The 20,004-nt window shown below is 42.7% G+C and carries 19 protein-coding genes; 7 read left to right on the forward strand and 12 right to left on the reverse strand.

From position 1 onward, the window contains the following. Nucleotides 1-274: 274 nt before the first annotated feature. The 10 genes from BM156_RS20150 to BM156_RS20190 all read right to left on the reverse strand — a co-directional run bounded on the left by BM156_RS20150 (nucleotide 275) and on the right by BM156_RS20190 (nucleotide 9,159). Nucleotides 275-799 (reverse strand): flavodoxin, encoded by a 525-nt coding sequence (locus tag BM156_RS20150; protein WP_170847034.1) that lies wholly within the window; start codon nucleotides 797-799, stop codon nucleotides 275-277. A 16-nt stretch (nucleotides 800-815) separates the two neighbouring features. Further along, nucleotides 816-1,655: a prephenate dehydratase gene (locus tag BM156_RS20155; RefSeq protein ID WP_093921713.1), complete on the reverse strand. Its 840-nt coding sequence runs from the start codon at nucleotides 1,653-1,655 to the stop codon at nucleotides 816-818. A gap of 226 nt (nucleotides 1,656-1,881) precedes the next feature. Next, nucleotides 1,882-2,025 carry a hypothetical protein gene (locus BM156_RS20740; RefSeq protein WP_166642754.1) on the reverse strand — a complete coding sequence of 48 codons (144 nt, stop codon included), beginning with the start codon at nucleotides 2,023-2,025 and terminating at the stop codon, nucleotides 1,882-1,884. Nucleotides 2,026-2,182: 157 nt separating this feature from the next. Then, nucleotides 2,183-2,611, reverse strand: a complete 429-nt coding sequence (locus tag BM156_RS20160; RefSeq protein WP_093921714.1) for an ACT domain-containing protein — start codon at nucleotides 2,609-2,611, stop codon at nucleotides 2,183-2,185. A 9-nt stretch (nucleotides 2,612-2,620) separates the two neighbouring features. Beyond that, nucleotides 2,621-3,919: a phenylacetate--CoA ligase family protein gene (locus tag BM156_RS20165; RefSeq protein WP_093921715.1), complete on the reverse strand. Its 1,299-nt coding sequence runs from the start codon at nucleotides 3,917-3,919 to the stop codon at nucleotides 2,621-2,623. A 16-nt stretch (nucleotides 3,920-3,935) separates the two neighbouring features. Next, the gene (locus BM156_RS20170; protein ID WP_093921716.1) at nucleotides 3,936-5,522 is read right to left on the reverse strand and encodes a sodium:solute symporter family protein; all 1,587 of its coding nucleotides are present in this window, start codon (nucleotides 5,520-5,522) and stop codon (nucleotides 3,936-3,938) included. A gap of 382 nt (nucleotides 5,523-5,904) precedes the next feature. Continuing rightward, complete coding sequence (locus tag BM156_RS20175) at nucleotides 5,905-6,084, reverse strand: symporter small accessory protein (protein ID WP_093921717.1); 180 nt, start codon at nucleotides 6,082-6,084, stop codon at nucleotides 5,905-5,907. Next, nucleotides 6,084-6,533 (reverse strand): hypothetical protein, encoded by a 450-nt coding sequence (locus tag BM156_RS20180; RefSeq protein WP_093921718.1) that lies wholly within the window; start codon nucleotides 6,531-6,533, stop codon nucleotides 6,084-6,086. The genes BM156_RS20175 and BM156_RS20180 overlap by 1 nt, the downstream gene beginning before the upstream one ends. A gap of 10 nt (nucleotides 6,534-6,543) precedes the next feature. Next, the gene (locus BM156_RS20185) at nucleotides 6,544-7,857 is read right to left on the reverse strand and encodes a phenylacetate--CoA ligase family protein (protein WP_093921719.1); all 1,314 of its coding nucleotides are present in this window, start codon (nucleotides 7,855-7,857) and stop codon (nucleotides 6,544-6,546) included. Nucleotides 7,858-7,893: 36 nt separating this feature from the next. Then, nucleotides 7,894-9,159 (reverse strand): hypothetical protein, encoded by a 1,266-nt coding sequence (locus tag BM156_RS20190; RefSeq protein WP_093921720.1) that lies wholly within the window; start codon nucleotides 9,157-9,159, stop codon nucleotides 7,894-7,896. Between the two features lie 439 nt (nucleotides 9,160-9,598). Here BM156_RS20190 and nrfH point away from each other — a divergent pair, with 439 nt between their 5' ends. The 6 genes from nrfH (at nucleotide 9,599) to BM156_RS20220 (ending at nucleotide 16,911) form a co-directional block, all read left to right on the forward strand. Next, nucleotides 9,599-10,171, forward strand: coding sequence for a cytochrome c nitrite reductase small subunit (gene nrfH / locus BM156_RS20195; RefSeq protein ID WP_093921721.1), 573 nt, complete (start codon nucleotides 9,599-9,601; stop codon nucleotides 10,169-10,171). A 12-nt stretch (nucleotides 10,172-10,183) separates the two neighbouring features. Beyond that, the gene (gene nrfA, locus BM156_RS20200; RefSeq protein ID WP_093921722.1) at nucleotides 10,184-11,698 is read left to right on the forward strand and encodes an ammonia-forming cytochrome c nitrite reductase; all 1,515 of its coding nucleotides are present in this window, start codon (nucleotides 10,184-10,186) and stop codon (nucleotides 11,696-11,698) included. Nucleotides 11,699-11,798: 100 nt separating this feature from the next. Then, on the forward strand, nucleotides 11,799-13,019 hold the full coding sequence (locus tag BM156_RS20205; RefSeq protein WP_093921723.1) for an alginate export family protein: 1,221 nt from the start codon (nucleotides 11,799-11,801) through the stop codon (nucleotides 13,017-13,019). 194 nt (nucleotides 13,020-13,213) lie between these two features. Continuing rightward, nucleotides 13,214-14,464, forward strand: coding sequence for a cytochrome c biogenesis ResB family protein (locus BM156_RS20210; protein ID WP_093921724.1), 1,251 nt, complete (start codon nucleotides 13,214-13,216; stop codon nucleotides 14,462-14,464). Next, on the forward strand, nucleotides 14,451-15,254 hold the full coding sequence (ccsA, locus tag BM156_RS20215) for a cytochrome c biogenesis protein CcsA (RefSeq protein ID WP_093921725.1): 804 nt from the start codon (nucleotides 14,451-14,453) through the stop codon (nucleotides 15,252-15,254). Before BM156_RS20210 ends, ccsA begins: the two co-directional genes overlap by 14 nt. Before the next feature lie 127 nt (nucleotides 15,255-15,381). Next, nucleotides 15,382-16,911: a PepSY-associated TM helix domain-containing protein gene (locus BM156_RS20220; RefSeq protein ID WP_093921726.1), complete on the forward strand. Its 1,530-nt coding sequence runs from the start codon at nucleotides 15,382-15,384 to the stop codon at nucleotides 16,909-16,911. 77 nt (nucleotides 16,912-16,988) lie between these two features. Here the strand turns inward: BM156_RS20220 and BM156_RS20225 are convergent, their stop codons facing one another. Then, complete coding sequence (locus BM156_RS20225; RefSeq protein WP_093921727.1) at nucleotides 16,989-17,741, reverse strand: class I SAM-dependent methyltransferase; 753 nt, start codon at nucleotides 17,739-17,741, stop codon at nucleotides 16,989-16,991. 138 nt (nucleotides 17,742-17,879) lie between these two features. Beyond that, nucleotides 17,880-18,350 (reverse strand): low molecular weight protein-tyrosine-phosphatase, encoded by a 471-nt coding sequence (locus BM156_RS20230; RefSeq protein ID WP_212733566.1) that lies wholly within the window; start codon nucleotides 18,348-18,350, stop codon nucleotides 17,880-17,882. Between the two features lie 255 nt (nucleotides 18,351-18,605). Between BM156_RS20230 and BM156_RS20235 the strand changes: the two genes are divergently transcribed. Beyond that, nucleotides 18,606-19,952, forward strand: a complete 1,347-nt coding sequence (locus tag BM156_RS20235) for an MATE family efflux transporter (RefSeq protein ID WP_093921729.1) — start codon at nucleotides 18,606-18,608, stop codon at nucleotides 19,950-19,952. The last annotated feature ends 52 nt before the right edge of the window (nucleotides 19,953-20,004 follow it).

Consider the following 20,004-nt stretch of genomic DNA (forward strand, 5'->3'; position numbering starts at 1 on the left):
AGCTCTTTCCTGCCAGCAAAATTACCATAAACGACACGTTTTCAACAAAAAACACGTTCTAAAGATTCCGTCCGACAAATAGAATCTATCACTAAAAGAAGCAAAGTATTCCCTATTTACCAAGGAACTTTGAGGTATTTCTGAACAGGTTTTACAAATCGAAAATTCGAGCTGACAGAAAGAATAAAATTGAAATTATTTTGAAATGATTCAGCTGAAATTAAAAGAAATTCAGGCCATTTTACTGACCTGAATTATATCATGTTTTTTTGATCTAGAATCCGAAGTCTTTCTGAATGGACTTCAACCAGTTGGCAATGCGTTCATCGGTTTGTTCCGGTTCAAAATCTTCATCAATTGGCAGCCCAATAAAACGCCCGTCTATCAATGCTTCTGAATCCTCAAATTCGTAGCCTTCCGGATCGACCGATCCAACAATATTGGCGTCTTTAGTCTTCAGTTCTTTGGCCAAACGACCAATTGCATTAACAAAATGATCAGGATAAGTCACGTGATCTCCCAACCCATAAATAGCAACTACCTTTCCATCATAATTGGCTTTGCTAACTTCTGGAAAGAATTTGCTCCAATCGGTATTTGAATAGTCAGAATCCCAAGTTTCTTTTCCAACGGTTGAAATTCCAAAAATGATTTGGTCATATTGCTCCAGATCAGCAGCCGAAGCATCATTTACTGAAACCAGTTCTACTTTTTCTTCGCCAATTACTGCTGCAATTTTCTCAGCAACGCGATGTACTGACCCTTTTTCAGGTCCAAAAAATAATCCTATTTTACTCATAACTATCTGGTTTTTTTTACTGATTTTGAATTTCGAGTTCGCCCCGAACATATTCACCTAAAATAGATAAACTTGATACAGTTTTCAAAATTAAATGAATGGCATGTTCATAATTTTCCATGCTGTCCCATTCAACATCCACATGAATCGTATATTCATTTGGTTTTCCAAGAATTGGAACTGACAGAATCCGGTTCAGGTTAATTTGATGCTCCGAAAAGATATTCAACACTTTAGCCAGCGCACCATAATAATGACCTACTTCAAAACAAATTGATGCTTTATTACTATCCTTGGAGTGGTTGGCATGTTTGGAAAGAATCCAGAAGCGGGTGTAGTTCTTCTTATTACTTTCAATTCCTTTGTCAATCACATTTAAGCCATAAAGCTCAGCCGTACGCAGGTTGCCAATTGCGGCAGCATCGGTTAGTTTTTGCTGCACCAACAATTTTCCTGAAGCCGCTGTATCCTGGTTTTCCTGGATCGTAGCATTGGGATAGTACTTTTCGATGTACTCTGTACACTGCCGAATAGCGATCGGATGTGAATAAATTGTTTTAACGTCTTCCGGTTTAGCTCCGGGCAACATCATCAGGTTCATTTGAATATGAATATATATTTCACCAATCACTCGTAAGTGAAAATCCCGAATAAGCGAATAGTTTTGGATAATGCTTCCGGCAATCGAATTTTCAATAGCCATAACCGCAATATCAACTTGATCAGAGTCAATCAGTTCACAAACACGCTGAAATGACTTGCACTCCACCACTTCAATCTCTTCATCACCAAAATAATTTCGTGCAGCGTCTTCGTGAAAGGAACCGGCGATTCCCTGAATTGCAATCTTCTTCATAGTTTTCGTTGTGTATTATAAAAAAATCCCGGGTACTAAGCCCGGGACAATTTACGCAAAAACACGTTTATATCATTATCTAAACAGATAAGAGGTTCAAAAAATTAACAATAAAAGCATGTCTTTTCATGCTTCTGCAAGCTGTCTGGAAAAGATTCCTTTAAGTTCAACTTGGCATTCCCAGGTGACTTCAAATCCCTTCTCCCAGCAACTAACTGGCTCAGTACTACTTTGCTGTTTCCTCTGTAGGTGTTTGCTGAAACGCATCCCGAACTCCCTTTGAAAAGTCTTTCCAGTTAAATGCGATGGCGACAAGCAACACAATAATGAAACTGATTAAAAACTTTTCACTTGTATTCAATTTTCGCATGTTGTAAGTTTTAAGTCTTCATAACTCACTGAGTGACTACAAACAAGCAAATCTCTGAACATCAGAAATCGTATCCTATTTGCTCCCAGTATTATTCATCAGCCAACAAATGCTGATATTTTTGCGCTCAACTTATGACACGCTAAGCAAAACCAAGTCAGATTTTATACAAATCACTGGCTTTAACCAGCTCCAGCTGATGTTCTTGTAAAACGCGAATACATTTTTCGATGTTTGCCGGCTTTAAAACAACATTGGCTGATTTATTGTCCATTGAGAAAGCGTAAAGATACTCAATAAACACTTCCTCGGAAGACAAAATATTTAAAGCTTTTGCCAGAGCTCCCGGCACATTAGGACTGCTTAGGCAAACGACATCTGTTAGCTTAACGGAGAAATCAGCAGCTTTCAGCACTTGGTAAGCCTTGACCGGGTCGGAAACAATCAAGCGTAAAATGCCAAACTCAGAGGTATCGGCAACACTAAAAGCAGACATATTGATTCCGGCTTCGCCCAACAATTGAGAAACTTCATTCAGGCGTCCACTTTTATTTTCAAGAAAAACAGATAATTGTTTAATAATCATAGTAAGCTCCTAAATTTTACGGTTATCAATAACACGGCGGGCTTTTCCTGCCGTACGTTCAATCGTTTTGGGTTCAACCAGTTTCACATTCACCGAGATGCCCAAAGTACTCTGAATATTGTGTGTAATTTTCTTACGCAAAACCTCCAACTGTTTTACTTCATCCGAGAAGAATTGTTCCTGCACCTCAACCATCAATTTCAAGGTATCCAGGTTTCCCTCGCGCTCAACAATAAGCAGGTAGTGTGGCTCGGTTTCACTCATTTCGAGCAACACGCTTTCAATTTGCGATGGGAATACATTCACCCCTCGAATAATCAACATATCATCACTTCGTCCCTTGCATTTTTCCATTCGAACTAAAGTCCTTCCACAGGCACATTTCTCATAGTTCAGCCGTGTTAGGTCACGCGTACGATAACGTATAATTGGAATTCCTTCCTTGGTAACTGTTGTAAACACCAACTCACCAATTTCACCTTCAGGCAATGGCTGCAGGGTTTCCGGATCAATAATTTCAGGAATAAAATGGTCTTCGTTGACATGCATGCCTTGCTGATGGCTACACTCACAAGAAACACCCGGTCCAATCACTTCACTCAGGCCATAAATATCGATGGCTTTCAAGCCCAACTTGGCTTCTATCTCCCGGCGCATTTCCTCGGTCCACGGTTCAGCGCCAAAAATACCAACCCGCAAATTAAGGTTTTCTTTTTCAATTCCAGCTTCATCCATCGCCTCTGCTAAAAATAACGCATAGGAAGGCGTACAAGCAATTACCGATGTTCCAAAATCCTGCATCAATTGCAACTGCTTTTGTGTATTTCCTCCTGAAATGGGAATCACCGATGCTCCCAGGTTCTCACAACCATAATGCATTCCCAACCCTCCGGTAAACAAGCCATAACCATAGGCAATCTGAACCATGTCATTGCGATGCAAACCAGCCATACACAAGGTTCTGGTTACCACTTCGGCCCAAGTATTCAAATCTTTTCGGGTATACCCCACGACGGTTGGCTTTCCTGTTGTCCCTGACGATGCATGCACACGCACAATTTCGCTCATGGGAACCGTAAACATGCCAAAAGGGTAATTATCCCGCAAATCCTGCTTGGTGGTAAATGGTAATTTTTCCAAGTCATCCACTGAGCGAATATCTCCCGGAACTAAGCCGGCATCCTGCATTTTTTTCCGATAACTCGGAACATTGTGATAAATGCGCTGCACGGTATCGACTAAACGTTCCGACTGGATTTCCCGCATCTCATCACGGCTTGCACATTCTATTTTTTCATTCCAAATCATAACATTAGCTTTCTGGTTAATGAATGCCTTTCAGGCACACATCCAAATGTTTTGAATCAATTTTTGGTGTTAATAGGCTTACCCCAACCAAGACTAAAATTGAAATTGGCAGGGCAATCAGTAAGGGGTCAATAATCATCCAAGGAAATTCATTGACCAATATTTCTTTTCCAAATAACGCTTGACAAATTCCAAGAGGAACCGCTTCTTTTTGATGCACAAAAGCCAGTAAAAAAGCACTGACCAACATCCCGGCAAGCATACTCCAAACGACTCCGGTACGGGTTGTACGCCGCCAGTACAATCCGCCAAAATAAGCGGGTAAAAACGCAGCCGCACAAATCCCAAAAAAGATAGCTGTTCCGCGAGCAACAATCCCGATGGGCAAATGGTAACCAATAATGATACTAACCACAATAGCGACAACAATTCCCACTCGGGCAATCAACATGCTATTCATCTGTGTGTCAGGAAACAGATTTTCAAATAAGTCGCGCCCAATCGAAGTTCCCATTGTGTGGAATTGAGAGCTTAATGTTGACATTCCGGCAGAAAGCAAGGCCAACATAAACAGGTAAACAAACCACTCGGGCATGGCTGCATTCAGGTATTCAGGAATGACTAAATCCACATTTCCCTGGGCCACCTCAATCGCTAACTTTCCAGTTTCCTGGTAAAAATAGAGGTTGGATAAGGCTCCAACAGTGTAAATAAAACCGGTAACCACAAAAATAAAGATCCCTCCAATCAGCACTGCGCGGTTCAACTCCCGGTTACTTTTAACAGTCATAAAACGAACAACGAGCTGAGGTTGGGCCAACACGCCAATTCCTACACCAAAAATAATATTGGTCGTAAGCACCCACCACCAAGCCGAACCCAACCTAGGGAAGGCGGTCCATCCCTGATGTCCTTTCCCTTGGAGCTCAACCGGAACGAGCTTGGCCATATTTGTCAAGGCCTCGTGTGCTCCTGAAACGCCTCCTAGCTTTAAATAGGTCATAAACAACAAGAAGAAAAGACTCAAAAACATGACTCCTCCTTGTAAGGCATCGGTGTACATCACTCCTTTCAGGCCTCCGGCTATCACATAGGCTGCAATAATCAGGGAGAAAAAAGTGAGTGCCATCCCAAAATCAATCTCGAAAATACTTTCAATAAAGCGGGCGCCGCCAATCAATACAACTGCCGCATACAAAGGCATGGCGATAAAAATAATTGCCCCACTAAGCATCTGAATTCCTTTGGACTGAAAGCGACTTCCCAAAAATTCCGGGAAGGTATGAGCATCCAGGTTGTGTCCCATTTTTCGGGTACGCCGGCCAAAAAACACAAAAGCTATCAACACCCCAATCAAAATGTTTAACACCGTTAGCCAGATCAATCCCATGCCGTAAACCCCGGCAATCCCTCCAAATCCGATAATGGCAGAAGTTGAAATAAACGTTGCGCCATAGGAAATTGCCATCACAAAAGGGTGAATCTCACGACCTCCCAATAAGTAATCTTTAGCCGTCTTGGTCTTTTTAAAGCCCACATAACCCAAATAAGCAATCACTAGTAGATAAGTGATGACCACAAGTCCAAGTGTATAGGTGTTCATATTCAAAGTTGTTTCAATTCAAGTTTTTCTATTCAAGCCACAATCGTTAATCATTCATCAACTCCCCTTGTCCTATCGGACGGATTTTCATTTTTGTCTTGACACAAAAACGAAACAAAAAAGTCAAGGCTCACGATCGTTTTTAATAGAAAACTACGGATCGTTCGCCCCGGCGCAATCCAACTCCTCCCTTCAGTCGTTAAACAGGATTGCTTCCCAGTGCCACCGCAACTCACTCCCTTGTTTTCCAAATCAAAACCCTCGTAGGCCCGCCCATAACGCAAACCCTCGCACGAAAAACAAATTCTTTATTCAAAATCTCGGCTTGGGAGATAATCATTTATCAAGCTTTCATGCCCTGTGCTCTCTGCTCTACCGCTTGCTACATCTTTTCTTTTAGCAGTTCGTCCCGGTCTTCCCAAGCAAGGTCTTTTTCCATTTCCGAAGCGTCAGTTTCCTGCCCCCGGTTCCAGTTTCTAACACCATACCAAACGCAAGCAATTAAGCTCAATACTGCCAAAGCATAGCCCCAGTAAATTGAAGGATCATCAATTCCGAACATCAGGAGATTTTTTTAGATGTTACACCATAAACCAACTCATCGGCCAGCGGATACAAATCCACAGCAGTAACCTGCTCCAGCGCTAGCTCATAATCCTCAACATCGACAATCAGCAGCGCTCGCTTATTATCTTCCAAAACCCGCCCATAGGCATTCAGGAAATTGACGCCTGCCCTAGCCAGTTGAACGAGTGTTTCATCCAGTCCTCCCGGATGATCATCCATGCCAAAAGCGAGCACTTGTCGCAAGGTTGCCGAGAAACCATTATCCTGCAATGCCTCACAAGCCTTTTGCGGTTGATTAACCAGCAAATTAAAAATTCCCCACCCACTAACGGTATGGGTTAAAGTCATCGACCGGATATTGATGTGATTTTCCCGAAGCACTCGGGTAACACGTTCAAAATGCCCGGTTTTATTCTCTAAAAAGATGGAAACCTGGTAAGCCATGTCGTCTGATTTATAGTTTTACGGTATTTAAAGTTCGGTTATCTTTCACCCGAACAGCTTTTCCTTCGGACTTGGGAATGGATCCCGGTTCAACCAACCTCACAATGGGTTTAGCCAATACTTCATCACGAATTTGCTGGGTTATTTTTCGGGTCAGGCGATCCAGACGGGTAATGTCGCCATTGAACCAGTCCTTCTTCACTTCTACATCTACAATCATTTCGTCTGCACCATTTCGCTGTTCAAGAGTAATGAGGTAGTCTGCCCCCACTTCTGGAATTTTAAGCAGCACCCCTTCAATTTGCATCGGAAAGACATTGCATCCTTTTATAATAAACATGTCGTCGCTGCGGCCAGTAATCCGGTCAAGTCGGGCATGCGTCCGCCCACAGGCACAAGTTCCTGGAATGATACGTGTTAAATCGCGGGTTCGATAGCGAATCAAAGGCATGGCCTGACGGTCGAGGGTGGTCAGCACCAACTCGCCAACTTCACCATCAGGAACAGGCTCCAGCGTGTCGGGATTCAGAATTTCAACCAGGTAAGAATCTTCCCAAATATGTAAGCCAGCCTGCTCCGTGCATTCAAAGGCAACTCCCGGCCCATTCATCTCAGACAAGCCAAATGAGTTGTAAGCTTTTACACCAAACATCTCCTCTATTCGCTGGCGCTGCTCTTCGGTGTGTGGTTCTGCTCCAATTACGAATAAACGCAGGTCAGTATCTTTTCTCGGATCCAGTCCTTCGGCCTGAAAAATTTCGTACAAACGGCCCAAGTAACTCGGGATCGCATGGACAACAGTAGTGCCATAGTCCTGCATCAGTTTGATTTGACGCAAGCTATTACCAGCTCCCGCAGGAATGCTCAAGCACCCCAGGCGCTCAATCCCATACTGAAAGCCCAAGCCTCCAGTAAAAAGCCCATAGCCACATATATTTTGGAAAACATCAGTATCGCGAACTCCTGCACAATACAGCGATCGTGCCATTAGGTTAGCCCAACTGGCAATGTCATGTCGGTTATGAAAGATGACGGTTGGATTACCCGTTGTTCCGCTGGAACTATGCAGGCGAATCAGTTCTTGTTTAGGTGCCCCCAAAAAGCCATACGGAAAATTTTCACGTAAATGCTGCTTGGTGGTATACGGTAACCGTCGGATATCGTCAGGTTGTTTGATCAGCTCAGGACGAATACCTTTTTGTTGAAAAACTTGCTTATAAAAAGGCGACCGCGCTGCATAAGTTAGCGTTTCTTTCAGTCGTTCAGTTTGCAGTTTTTTCAGTTCATCATGAGCTAAGGTTTCAAGTTGTTTTTCCCAGTACATTTAGGTTTTTAGTTTCATTGGTTAAAAAGCTTCCGGTCAGAAGAGGTACATCATCATAACACAGAAGCGGTTATTCATCGTTTGGTGCTTATCAGCATATAATCCATCAGAAAAATCAAATGCTCCAACACCATAATTAGCGGTTGTTAGTTCATACTCGGCAACTACGCGTAGTTTCGATACATTTAGGGCAATATGTGGCGACACCCTTGCCAGGTTTTGGACATTGGGCAGCAAACCTGTCACAATGCCTTTACCAGAGCCATCATCATAAAGCGGATCGGTTGTACCCAAGTTTCCTCCATAGCCAAACAAGGCTCCAACCTGCCACTTTTTGCCATACACCACATTAAATAAGGTGGTATAATTATTATAGTTTGTATAAGTTTCTTCTCCGGTAGCTTCATCGCGTGTAGCAACTCCATAACCACCCAAAAAAGTCAGGTGGGTCATGTTTTGCCCATAATATCCTTTGGCAACCACACTTAACTTATCTTGCTTATGCTTGAAGTAAGCCATGAAACCAGAGCTTGTTAGAAATTCATCGGCTTTAAACTTGCCCTCGGTACCAGTAACCGTCATTCGGGGTTTTATGCGTTTTATTTGTGCTCCAACTCCAGCCGTAATTCCATTGTGATGATATTCTGTTGACCAAACCAACTCAGGCATAACGCCATTACGTTGCGCTTGGTTAGGCGTACTAAAATTACTAGCTTCAAAACATTTTGACGTGTACTGATTTTCATAAACCGCAGCACCTGAGACAGTCCAATTGCCTGAAATCATATCGTAACGCACCATCGGAGAGCGGTTAAAAGCCTGGAATGGAGCTCCTGTATTTAAGCCTGCAACCGTAGGAAAAGCACCACCACCCCAGAACGGGTGCCAAGTTTGTCCAACTAACAAGCGCGAGCTTTCCCAATCAAGCACCATATTTGCATGACGAATCCGAAAAAGTGTTGGCTCCGTTTTAACAATTCCACCAAAATCGAACTCAATGTTCCCGCTACTCTTTGCTCCCAAAATTTCAGGACCAGAAATCCGCAGACCAATACGAGACGCTAAAGCCGAAAGGTTTGAACTAGCTTGTTCATTAATATCCTCTCCATTAGCATCCTTCCCAACATAAAGCGGAACAAGATAAAAAGTTTCATTTGCAGCATCCAAGCCTTTATACGAATCGATAAAAAACTCATTTCTCACAAATCCATACCAATCCAGCTTAACATCCTTTACTTCTTGCGCATTGGCATACATGGTTAAACCGATCAAACAGAGCAGTCCCCAAATTCTCTTCATCATCTTCAATTTAAAAGCAGTGTTTTTGGTTTTTCTTTACAAAATGTAGACAAACAACATCCAGAAAAACAGGAAAAGCAATCCCAATCGGAAAGAATCGTGAAATTCCGTTAGTCTCATTTTGGTTAATTGGAAGTCAAAAATAAAACAATTCGTTCCCCCTCCAATCCTACGGCTGAAGATAATTCATTCAAAAACAGCCTTCTGATTTACATTTCGCTAATCAAACACTCCGACAAACAAGCAATTGTAAATAATTAGTGGCTATAAATTACAATTTGAAAATTCTGTAATTTATAATGATTTTGAATAATAACTCCTTAAAAATCATTTTCTGAGCATATTTCAATTCAACAAAAAAAAACTCAAGACTTTGTAACATTGGTTACATTTTCGTAACTTTTAGTGGACTAGTTTTAAACAATAAAAAATGTAGCCAGATATGATCAAAAAACTCCATCCACCAAAAATCTGGAGGATCCCAGTTATTCTTGCTCTGGGTGTCTTTTCCGGACTTTTCATGTTGTCGGTCTACCTGTCGAAAGCGCATTCGTACCTCTCCGATGATCCAAAAACCTGCGTAAACTGCCACATCATGGCACCGCAATACGCAACCTGGAACCACAGTTCACATCGGGAAGTAACCAATTGCAACGACTGTCATGTTCCTCACAACAACGTTTTTAACAAGTACTATTTTAAGGCAAAAGACGGATTACGACATGCCACGATGTTTACGCTTCGTAAAGAACCTCAGGTTATTTTCATTCATGAAGCCGGAGCTGAAGTGGTCCATCAGAATTGTGTACGATGCCACGAAAACCAACTGATGGATGCTCAACAATCAGTGTGCATTGCCAACTACAAAGAAAACCGGACTGAGCGTAAATGCTGGGACTGCCACCGGGAAGTGCCCCACGGACGTGTCAACAGCTTATCCAGTACGCCCTATGCCCGGGTTCCTCTTCCGGAAAGCCCCGTACCCGAATGGATTAAACAACTCGATAACAACTAAAAAAGCAATACAATGAAACCATTAAAAACAACAATTGAAAAAAGACCGATTATTGGTTGGCTTCTTTTCCTGGCCACAATCTTAGTCGTTTTCCTATTGGGCCTTTTAGCCTCCTCAATTATGGAACGTCGCGCTGAAGCAAGCTTCGTCAATGTTCCCAAAGTTAAGCTCTCAGAATTTGAACCCCGTAACGAAGTTTGGGGAGAAAACTTCCCTCGCGAGTACCAATCGTATTATCAAACAGCTGATACCTCTTTCCAAAGCAAATACAATGGTAATACCATGATCGACATGCTTGAGGTTGACCCAAGATTGGTGGTTCTATGGGCTGGTTATGGTTTTTCGAAAGACTACAACCAAGGACGAGGACACTACTATGCTGTTGAAGATATTCATAAAACCTTGCGAACAGGAGCCCCTCAGGGTGACGACGATGGGCCAATGCCTTCAACATGCTGGACCTGCAAAAGCCCTGATGTGCCGCGCGTGATGCAAGAAGAAGGTGTTGCTGAATTTTACAAAGGCAAATGGTCGCGCCTGGGGGCTGAAGTTGTTAACCCAATTGGCTGTGCCGACTGCCACGATCCGGAAACAATGAACCTGCGGATTACCCGTCCGGCTCTGGTTGAAGCATTTGAAAAAATGGGAAAAGATGTCAATAAATCTTCTCACCAGGAAATGCGTAGCTTGGTGTGTGCACAATGCCACGTTGAGTATTACTTCGACAAAAAGAACGTAGAAGGAGCTCAATACCTTACTTTTCCATGGGAAAAAGGCTTAACCGTGGAAGCTGCTGAAGAATACTATGATGACATCAATTTTAGTGATTGGACACATTCCCTGAGTAAAGCCCCCATGTTGAAAGCCCAACATCCGGGATATGAGATTTACAAACAAGGAATTCATGCCGAACGTGGTGTATCATGCGCCGACTGTCACATGCCTTATAAATCTGAAGGTGGACAAAAATTTACCGATCACCATATTCAGTCTCCATTGAATAATGTTGCCAACTCTTGCCAGGTATGCCACCGTGAAGAAACTGCCAACCTGTTGAAAAATGTATTTGACCGTCAGGACAAAATCATTGAAAACCGCGACAAACTGGAAGAACTCTTGGTACGCGCCCACCTCGAAGCACAAAAAGCTTGGGAATTGGGGGCGACAGAGCCTCAAATGCAAGACATCTTAAAAGGAATTCGCCACGCACAATGGCGTTGGGATTATGCTGCAGCAAGCCACGGAGGTTCATTCCATGCGCCACTGGAAACCAGCCGGATCATTTCAACCGGGCTGACCATTGCTCAGGAGACCCGAATCAAACTGGCTCGTTTGCTGGCTGAAAAAGGATTCAATGAAGAATTACCTTACCCAGATATTTCAACCAAAGCTAAAGCCCAGGAATTTATCGGTCTGGACATGGATAAACTCAACGAGGAGAAAGCTGAATTCCTTGAAACAGTTGTCCCAGAGTGGCTCAATAAAGCAAAAGAACGTGAAGCTGGCTGGGAAGTAAAACGCAATTAGTGGACAATTGGACATTCGGTTTTAGATCGTAGACTTCAATCATGTCAAAGGCATAAAAATCTAATTTCTGAAACCGGATGTCTTCCTAAAATAGAAACGAATGAGAAACAAAATAATCAGCAGTTTAGCAGGCCTTTTTTTGATACTAATCGCCTTTCAGGCATCTGCCCAGTTCTCGTTAAGTGGCGAGTTTCGTCCACGAACAGAGTTAAGCCATGGTTATAAAAGTTTAGCAGGGCCCGATCAGGATGCCTCGTTATATACCGCCCAGCGGACTCGCTTGAATGCTCGTTACCAATCAGACAACGTGATTACTTTCCTGGTTCTTCAAGATGTTAGAGCCTGGGGAAGTCAGGCTCAGCTAACCGGCAATGAAGATTTTGCAACTTCAATTCATCAGGCTTGGGCCGAAGTGTTCTTCACGCCTGAGTTGTCTCTAAAAGCTGGACGACAAGAATTGGTGTACGATGATCATCGAATTTTTGGGAATGTTGGCTGGGCGCATCAAGCTCGCTCACACGATTTGGCCATTTTGAAATACCAGGAGGAAATCAGCCTTCACCTGGGGATTGCTCATCATGAAAACACCAATGTGACCAATAATATTTTTGATGGTAATGATGCCTACAAAGACCTTCAATTCGTTTGGTTTAATAAAGCTTGGGACGATGCAAGTTTGAGTTTGCTAGTCCTCAACAACGGAGTCCCTTATTTCTCCAACGATGAGCAAAAAGTTAACTACAGCCAAACGATGGGAGGACACACCAAATTTAAAATAGGGAAATTTAATGTTGCAGCCAATGCGTATTATCAAACCGGCAAAACAGGTTCTGGAGATGATTTAAATGCTTACAATTTGCTCATCGAAGCCACCTGCCCACGAGGAATTACCTGGGGTTATGAACGTCTTTCAGGAACAGCTTATGACGATGATCAAAACAAGTCATTCACCCCGCTGTATGGCACCAACCACAAATTCAATGGTTTCATGGATTATTTCTACGTCGGCAACCATGCCAACAATGTTGGCCTCAACGATATCTATGCCAAGTACAGTTACAGCAAAGACAAGCTCAGTTTGAATGCACACTTGCATTATTTTTCGGCAGCTACCAAAATTAATGCTGATGCATCCAATTACTTAGGAACAGAGCTCGACTTAGGCGCAGGATGGAAAATTAGCGATGAAGCAAAAATCAGTTGTGGCCTTTCTTTTATGTTTGCAGGCGACAGCATGGAGCTTTTAAAGGGTGGCGATCAGTCATCAACAAATTATTGGAGTTACCTGATGTTGAGTGTCACTCCAAACTTTATCAAGTAAAAGAAAAATCATTTTTTTAAAACCAAATTATTGTTCAAGGAGTTTGAATAAAAAAGAACAGGTTAAATCATCAACCTGTTCTTTTTCAAGCCCCCGGAATAGCTTTTGACCAAAAGAACCAAAAACCAACCAGTCTGCAAACTAGCAAGCTCACCCTAAAATTGAGTTATTTTAACCCTTAATTTTCAAAAAGCATGAAGCAAAGAAATACCTGGCAAGCGCCCTGGTCGTACCGCGAAGGATGGATTATAACAGGAGGCTTAGCTATACTGGGAATTGTTTGGCAAGTATTCCTTCCCGCATTTAAGGCTGAACTACCCCGTTGGCCCGGCAACCTAATCTTAGGACTTTTCTTTACAGGCATTATAGTTAGTCTCTATTGGTTCTTTCCCAAATCGAGCTTGGTAAAATGGCTTTCATCGGTACCAGCTGCCGTCACCTCTGCTTCTTTTTACTGCGGGCTGGCCATCTTAATGGGAATCATTCCACAACAGCAAGCATCCCCTTCTGCACTCATCAATCTGACTGGCCTAAATCAACTCACCATCTCTTGGATTTTTGCATTGGCCAATCTTTACTTTTTATCCAGTTTGGGACTGGCAACTTTAAAACGCTTGATTCCATTTAAGAAAAAAAATATCGGTTACATTCTCAACCACTTGGGTTTGTGGCTTGCCCTCACCACAGCTGCCCTGGGAAGCAGCGATCTACAACGGCTACACATGAATTGCTACGAAGGACAACCAGAATGGCGGGCAACCAATCAGCAAGGACAAGTTGTTGAGCTTCCCATTGCCATTGAACTTCTCGATTTTAAGATCGAAGAATATGCTCCAAAACTCACCCTAATTGACAACCAAACGGGAAAAATTGCTGTAACAGACATTAAAAACCCCTATTTTTCCATAACCGATACGCCCTTTCAACTTGGAGACTACACCATTGAAATGGAGCTTTATTTACCACAAGCTGGCCTTATTGGCGATCGTTTTGAGCGCGTTAATGAAATAGGCTCACCTCCTGCAGCTAAACTAATAGTTACCAATACGGTTAATCAACAAAAATCAACTGGTTGGGTCAGCTCGGGAAGTTTCAGACAGCAGCCCTATGCATTCACCCTAAATGAACGACATTCGCTGGTTATGCTGCCTCCAGAAGCGCAGAAATACCAATCCGATATCCGCATCATAACCCAAGAGGGACAACAACTAAGCACAACACTAGAAGTCAACAAACCATTTAAGCTTGGAGGCTGGAAGCTCTATCAACTTAGTTACGACTCAGAAAAGGGCAAATGGTCAACCCTCAGCGTTATCGAACTCGTTCGTGATCCTTGGATTCCGGCTGTTTACCTGGGTATTTTTATGTTACTGGCTGGATCCCTGTTTTTATTCCGCGAGGGAACCACTAAAAGAAAGAAAGGAGAAAATCATGGCTTGGATTAATTTTGAAGGCTATGCAGCAGTTACCCTATTGCTGTGGCTTACCAGTGGCTTTGTTTTACTATTTGGCAAAAATAAAATCAAATCGGCCAACAAGCTGGCGAGTCTGCTAGCAGGAGCCGGGCTGGCCTGTTTGCTCTTGTTCATTATTCTGTTATGGTCGAAACTGGAACGTCCTCCTATGCGTACCTTGGGCGAAACAAGATTATGGTATGCTTTCTTGCTTCCGCTGATTGGCTTAGTAAGCTTCCTTCAATGGAAGTACCGCTGGCTATTGGGATACAGTCTTTTCATGGGGGCACTTTTTTTAGGCATTAATTACCTGCATCCGGAAACTTACAGTAAAAGTCTGATGCCTGCCTTACAAAGCATTTGGTTTATTCCTCATGTGATTGTGTACATGTTTGCCTATGCCCTACTGGCCGCTTCAAGCTTGGTTGCCGTAAAAGCCATGTATCAGGATTACCGGGGGAAAAACTGGCAAACACTACCTGCACTTGCAGACAATTTTGTGTATCTGGGTTTTTCATTTTTAACCATGGGCTTACTTTTCGGTGCCCTCTGGGCCAAAGAAGCCTGGGGACACTATTGGACTTGGGACCCCAAAGAAACCTGGGCGTTTATTACTTGGGCTGCTTACCTGATCTATATTCACTACCGCTACAAGCATTTACACAAACATAAACAGGCCATGGGAATTTTGATTATCTCTTTTGTATTGCTACTGGTGTGCTGGTTTGGCGTGAATTATTTACCAACAGCCCAAAATAGTGTTCATACTTATTCTGGCTAATCCCAGTTGAGAACAACATAGAAATTGAAAAGAAACTCAACCATAAAACCAGAGAGCTTGTTCTGCTAAGCCTGCAATGACAAATTCCCCGACCTTGAGTCTCTGATAGCTTAGAAAATATAAACGAATGAAAAAGTCGCTAAAACTATTTCGAAAACTACATAAATGGCCAGGTATTGTTATCGCTTTCCTGGCTATCCTCTTTGCTTTGTCGGGAATTGTTATGAACCACCGTTCCCTGTTTTCATCCATCGATATTAACCGAAACTGGCTTCCTCCTGGCTTTCAGTACAACAACTGGAATTTAGCAGCCGTACGCGGAGGGATTCCACTCGATTCAAGCAATTTTCTTTTCTATGGAAATATTGGCATTTGGAAGAAAAATGATCAAAGCATCAGCGATTTCAACCAAGGATTTCCTTCCGGAATTGATCATCGGAAAATCTACCAGCTTGTTGAATTCACCCCTAAGCAGTTTTATGCGGCAACTCATTTTGGACTTTATAAACGTCAGCTACCTGAAGGGCAATGGGAACAAATTACGATTCCCATCAAAGAAAATCGGCTAACAGATGTTTTTGTCAAGCAAGATACCTTGATTGTTTTAAGCCGGCATCACCTGCTAAAATCGGCTGACGGAAACCAATTTCAGGTCATACAACTTCCGGAACCTACAAACTACAAACGAGAGACCGGCTTGTTTAATACCTTGTGGGAATTACACAGCGGAGAATTGTTTGGGCTCCCGGGCAAGCTCTTTGTCGATTTACTCGGCATTGTCACAATTCTCCTGGCGGTCACCGGCCTGCTTCATTTCTTTTTTCCGAAGATTGCCAAGCGACGAAGAGAAAAAAAGAAGGACAACACCAAACTTACAACGACTCGCCGGTTAAACTTACGCTGGCACAATGTTGTTGGCTACCTATTTTTAATCTTACTATTGCTTAATACCATGGCCGGTATGTTTCTACGACCGCCATTACTTATTCCCATTGCTGGCAGTAAAGTAGGTCTCATTCCCGGCACTCACCTGGATAGTCCTAATCCGTGGTTCGACAAGCTGCGTAAAGGCGTTTGGGATGAAGAACGTAAACAGTACCTATTTTCAACCTCCGATGGCTTTTTTGTTGCTGACGAAAGCCTCTCCCACCCGCTTCAACGAATGGATTTTCAGCCACCAGTAAGTGTCATGGGATGCAATGTATTGAGTTCGATTGGCCCAAGCCAATACCTTGTTGGATCGTTTAGTGGTTTATTTATTTGGGATCTTAACAAGCAGCTTGTTCTTGACGCGTTTACCCAACGCCCACCAATGAACACGGGCGGACGTCCCATCTCCGACAATATGGTAACGGGGTATTTTGAAGTCAATGCCAACGAGCATTACCTGTTCGATTACAACCGAGGGATGTATAGTTTTGAAGGAAACCCGGATTGGCCCATGTCCGAAGAAGTCTTGGAGAAAACACCACTATCGCTTTGGAATACGGCACTGGAAATTCACACGGGGCGAATCTTCGAACATCTTTTGGGGCCATTTTATATCTTATATGTGCCTTTGTCAGGTCTCTGCCTGCTGATGGTACTTATTAGCGGATTTCTCATTTGGTGGAAAGCTTATCGCAAAAACAAGCCCAAAAAGAAGGTTCGCACCTAGCTTCTATACAAGATGATTTTAACAGGAGATAAACACTCAATTAGTCTCCCTGATTTGCTATTCTTTTTATTAGAGGATTAGGACGTAGCGCGCTCTGCTGACACAATCAATGGCAAATGGTTACCACCAAAGGGCTTTTTCTTGAAGTTGACATAATAGCGCATCCGCTCGAAACCATAGTACTCCAACAAGGATTCTAAATCCTTTTTTTTCAGTGGTAATAAGCGTGATGCGTGAAACAAGGATTCCCGGCTACTCTTGATGACCAGTTCAGTATTGAAAATGATTTTCTCTTCCTCAAAAGTAGGCAGGTCATATTTTCGGATAAAGCTGATCTTTGGTGTATCAATCAACGGCAGCTCCTCAATCTGATGATCCAGAATGTAATCGTAATTCAGAATTTGCAAAAGCAACTTACCGCCCGGCTTTAAGGTTTTCGAAACCGATTTCAGGAAATGGGCAACCTCATCAATCGAATCCAAATGAACCAAGGTATTTCCGAAACAAAGTACAGCATCCTGCGAAGCTTCCTCAGAGAACGATTCGACTTCCAGCATGTTGCCAACAGAAAAGTTGACTCCCGGAAAATGGTTTTCCTCTTGAGCCAGTTTAATCATATCCTCATTCAGATCAATACCGGTAATCTGTGCTCCCAAACTTCCGAGCTGAATAGCCAGCTGCCCTGTTGAGCAACCAATATCCAGAATCGTGCGTCCATCCAAGGTTCCTAAAGCAGTCTGAACAAATTGAACCTGATCTTCATTTAACGGAAATATCTGATTGTAATATTGAGCTATTGAGGAGTAAAATATGCCTTGATCAATCTTCATAATCTCGATGGTTTTGCGGATTTATTAACTCTATTGAAGTTTGTGAAAATCACCATTTTCACACCAAATACCTATTTTCAAATCGAAACAAACGATTTGAGTTAATGTTTTAAAAACGTACGATCGTAAAGAAAAGTATCAGGCTTTCAAATCAGCCAAAAGACCTTCACAGGCATCTTCCAAAATGTCCAACACCAGCTCAAAACCGTCAGCCCCACCGTAATAAGGATCGGGAACTGATTCGTAGCCTTTGGTTGATGCAAAATCAGTCATCTTGTGGATTTTCCGGATGTCATTGAGGTTACGGGCCATTTTCTTCAAATCCCATACATTATTGTCGTCCATCCCAATGATGTAATCAAACTCATCAAAATCACGATCCGGATCCACCGGTCGGGAAATAGAAGTCAATCGATATCCCCGTTCAATTGCATGACTTTGCATGCGCCTGTCCGCCTGCTCTCCAGCATGATAGCCTGTTGTTCCGGCCGAGTCGCACTCCACTTCACTTTGTAAACCTTGATCCTCCAACATGCTGTTGAAAACAGCCTCTGCACTCGGCGATCTACAAATGTTCCCCAAACAAACGAACAAAACCCTTTTTTTCATACTCACAATTTTAAACAATTCTTGCATAACTTTTCAATAGGCTAATCGCCAATAATGAGAAGTTTGAGTTTATCCCGAGCAAAATTAGGAAAGCATTGGCTGAAAAAAAAGAACAAGCCATTCTTAAACAAAAAAATAATCATCATTCAATAATAAAGTTGCCTAAAATAACACCATGATTCAGCCCAGAATGAAGCTTTTGGCATTTTGAAATACAATTAAAAATAGTCAGCTTTGCATTCTGTTTTTTTGAAAATGAGAGATTTTACCGTTGGAAGCGAAGCAAAGATTATCCTGAATTTTTCAATCCCACTGGTTGTTGGAAACTTATTTCAGAATCTGTACAACATTGTTGACAGTATCATTGTGGGCAACTACCTTGGCAAAGAAGCCCTAGGAGCTGTTGGTGCTTCCTTTCCAATCATTTTCACCTTAATGTCGCTAATCATTGGAATTGGTTCCGGAGCCTCTACTGTTGTTTCTCAGCACTTTGGAGCCAAGCAGATGACTAAAGTTACCAAGACAATCGACACCATCTTCATTTTCTTTTTAGGTGCGTCGCTGATTGTTTCTTCCTTCGGAATTTATTTTGCCGAAGATATTTTCAGGCTGTTACAACTTCCCGAAGCAATACTTCCTGAAGCGGTTAACTACATGAGTATCTACCTATCCGGCATGTTCTTTTTCTTCGGATTTAATGGTATCACGTCAATCTTAAGGGGGCTGGGCGACTCAAAAACGCCCTTGTATTTCATGGTTATCTCGACCCTTACCAACATCTTTCTCGATTTGCTTTTCGTGGTGGTGTTTGGATGGGGAATTAAAAGTGTAGCCATTGCCACAGTTGTTGCTCATGCCGGCGCATTCTTTGCCGCAGCGTGGTACCTCAACCGCAAGCATCCGGTAATCAAGCTCTCTTTCCGAAAATATTTATTCGACCGCGATATTTTTAAGAGCTGTGTCCGCATTGGCCTGCCAACCGGTTTTCAGCAATCGTTTGTCGCCTTTGGGATGATGGCAATTATGGCCATTGTCAATGGATTTGGGACCAATGCCGTTGCTGCTTATGCCGCAGCCATCCGAATTGACTCCTTTGCCAAAATGCCGGCCATTACCTTTTCATCAGCGTTATCGAGCTTCACAGGGCAAAACCTGGGTGCTTTCAAGGAAGACCGGGCAAAGAAAGGATTAAAAATCACCTTACTTTTCTCCTTAGTGTATTCCATTTCCATCTCCATCATTATTCTGTTTTTTGGAGAATACCTCATCCAGTTTTTCACCTCCGATCAGGGTGTAATTGCTATTGGACAGGACTACCTTGTTATCGTGTCTTCCTTTTACCTGCTCTTAGCAATCATGTTTACCCTGACCGGATTTCTAAGAGGAGCAGGAGCTACTTTCATCCCCATGCTCACGACTTTGGCTTCGCTCTACCTATTTCGGATTCCAATGGCCTATTTTCTTTCCGACCACATTGGCGTTAATGGCATTTGGTGGGCTGAGCCAACCGGATGGATGGCAGGGACATTAATACTAATAGCCTACTACTACAGTGGGAAGTGGCGAGGAAAAGAAGTTGTCAAGAAACCCACAGAAAATTAGAATTCGATGTAGAGTAACAAGATTGACAAATATCAATATATTACTTTATTCT

It is taken from the genome of Sunxiuqinia elliptica (assembly GCF_900113005.1).
GTDB classification, from domain to species: domain Bacteria; phylum Bacteroidota; class Bacteroidia; order Bacteroidales; family Prolixibacteraceae; genus Sunxiuqinia; species Sunxiuqinia elliptica.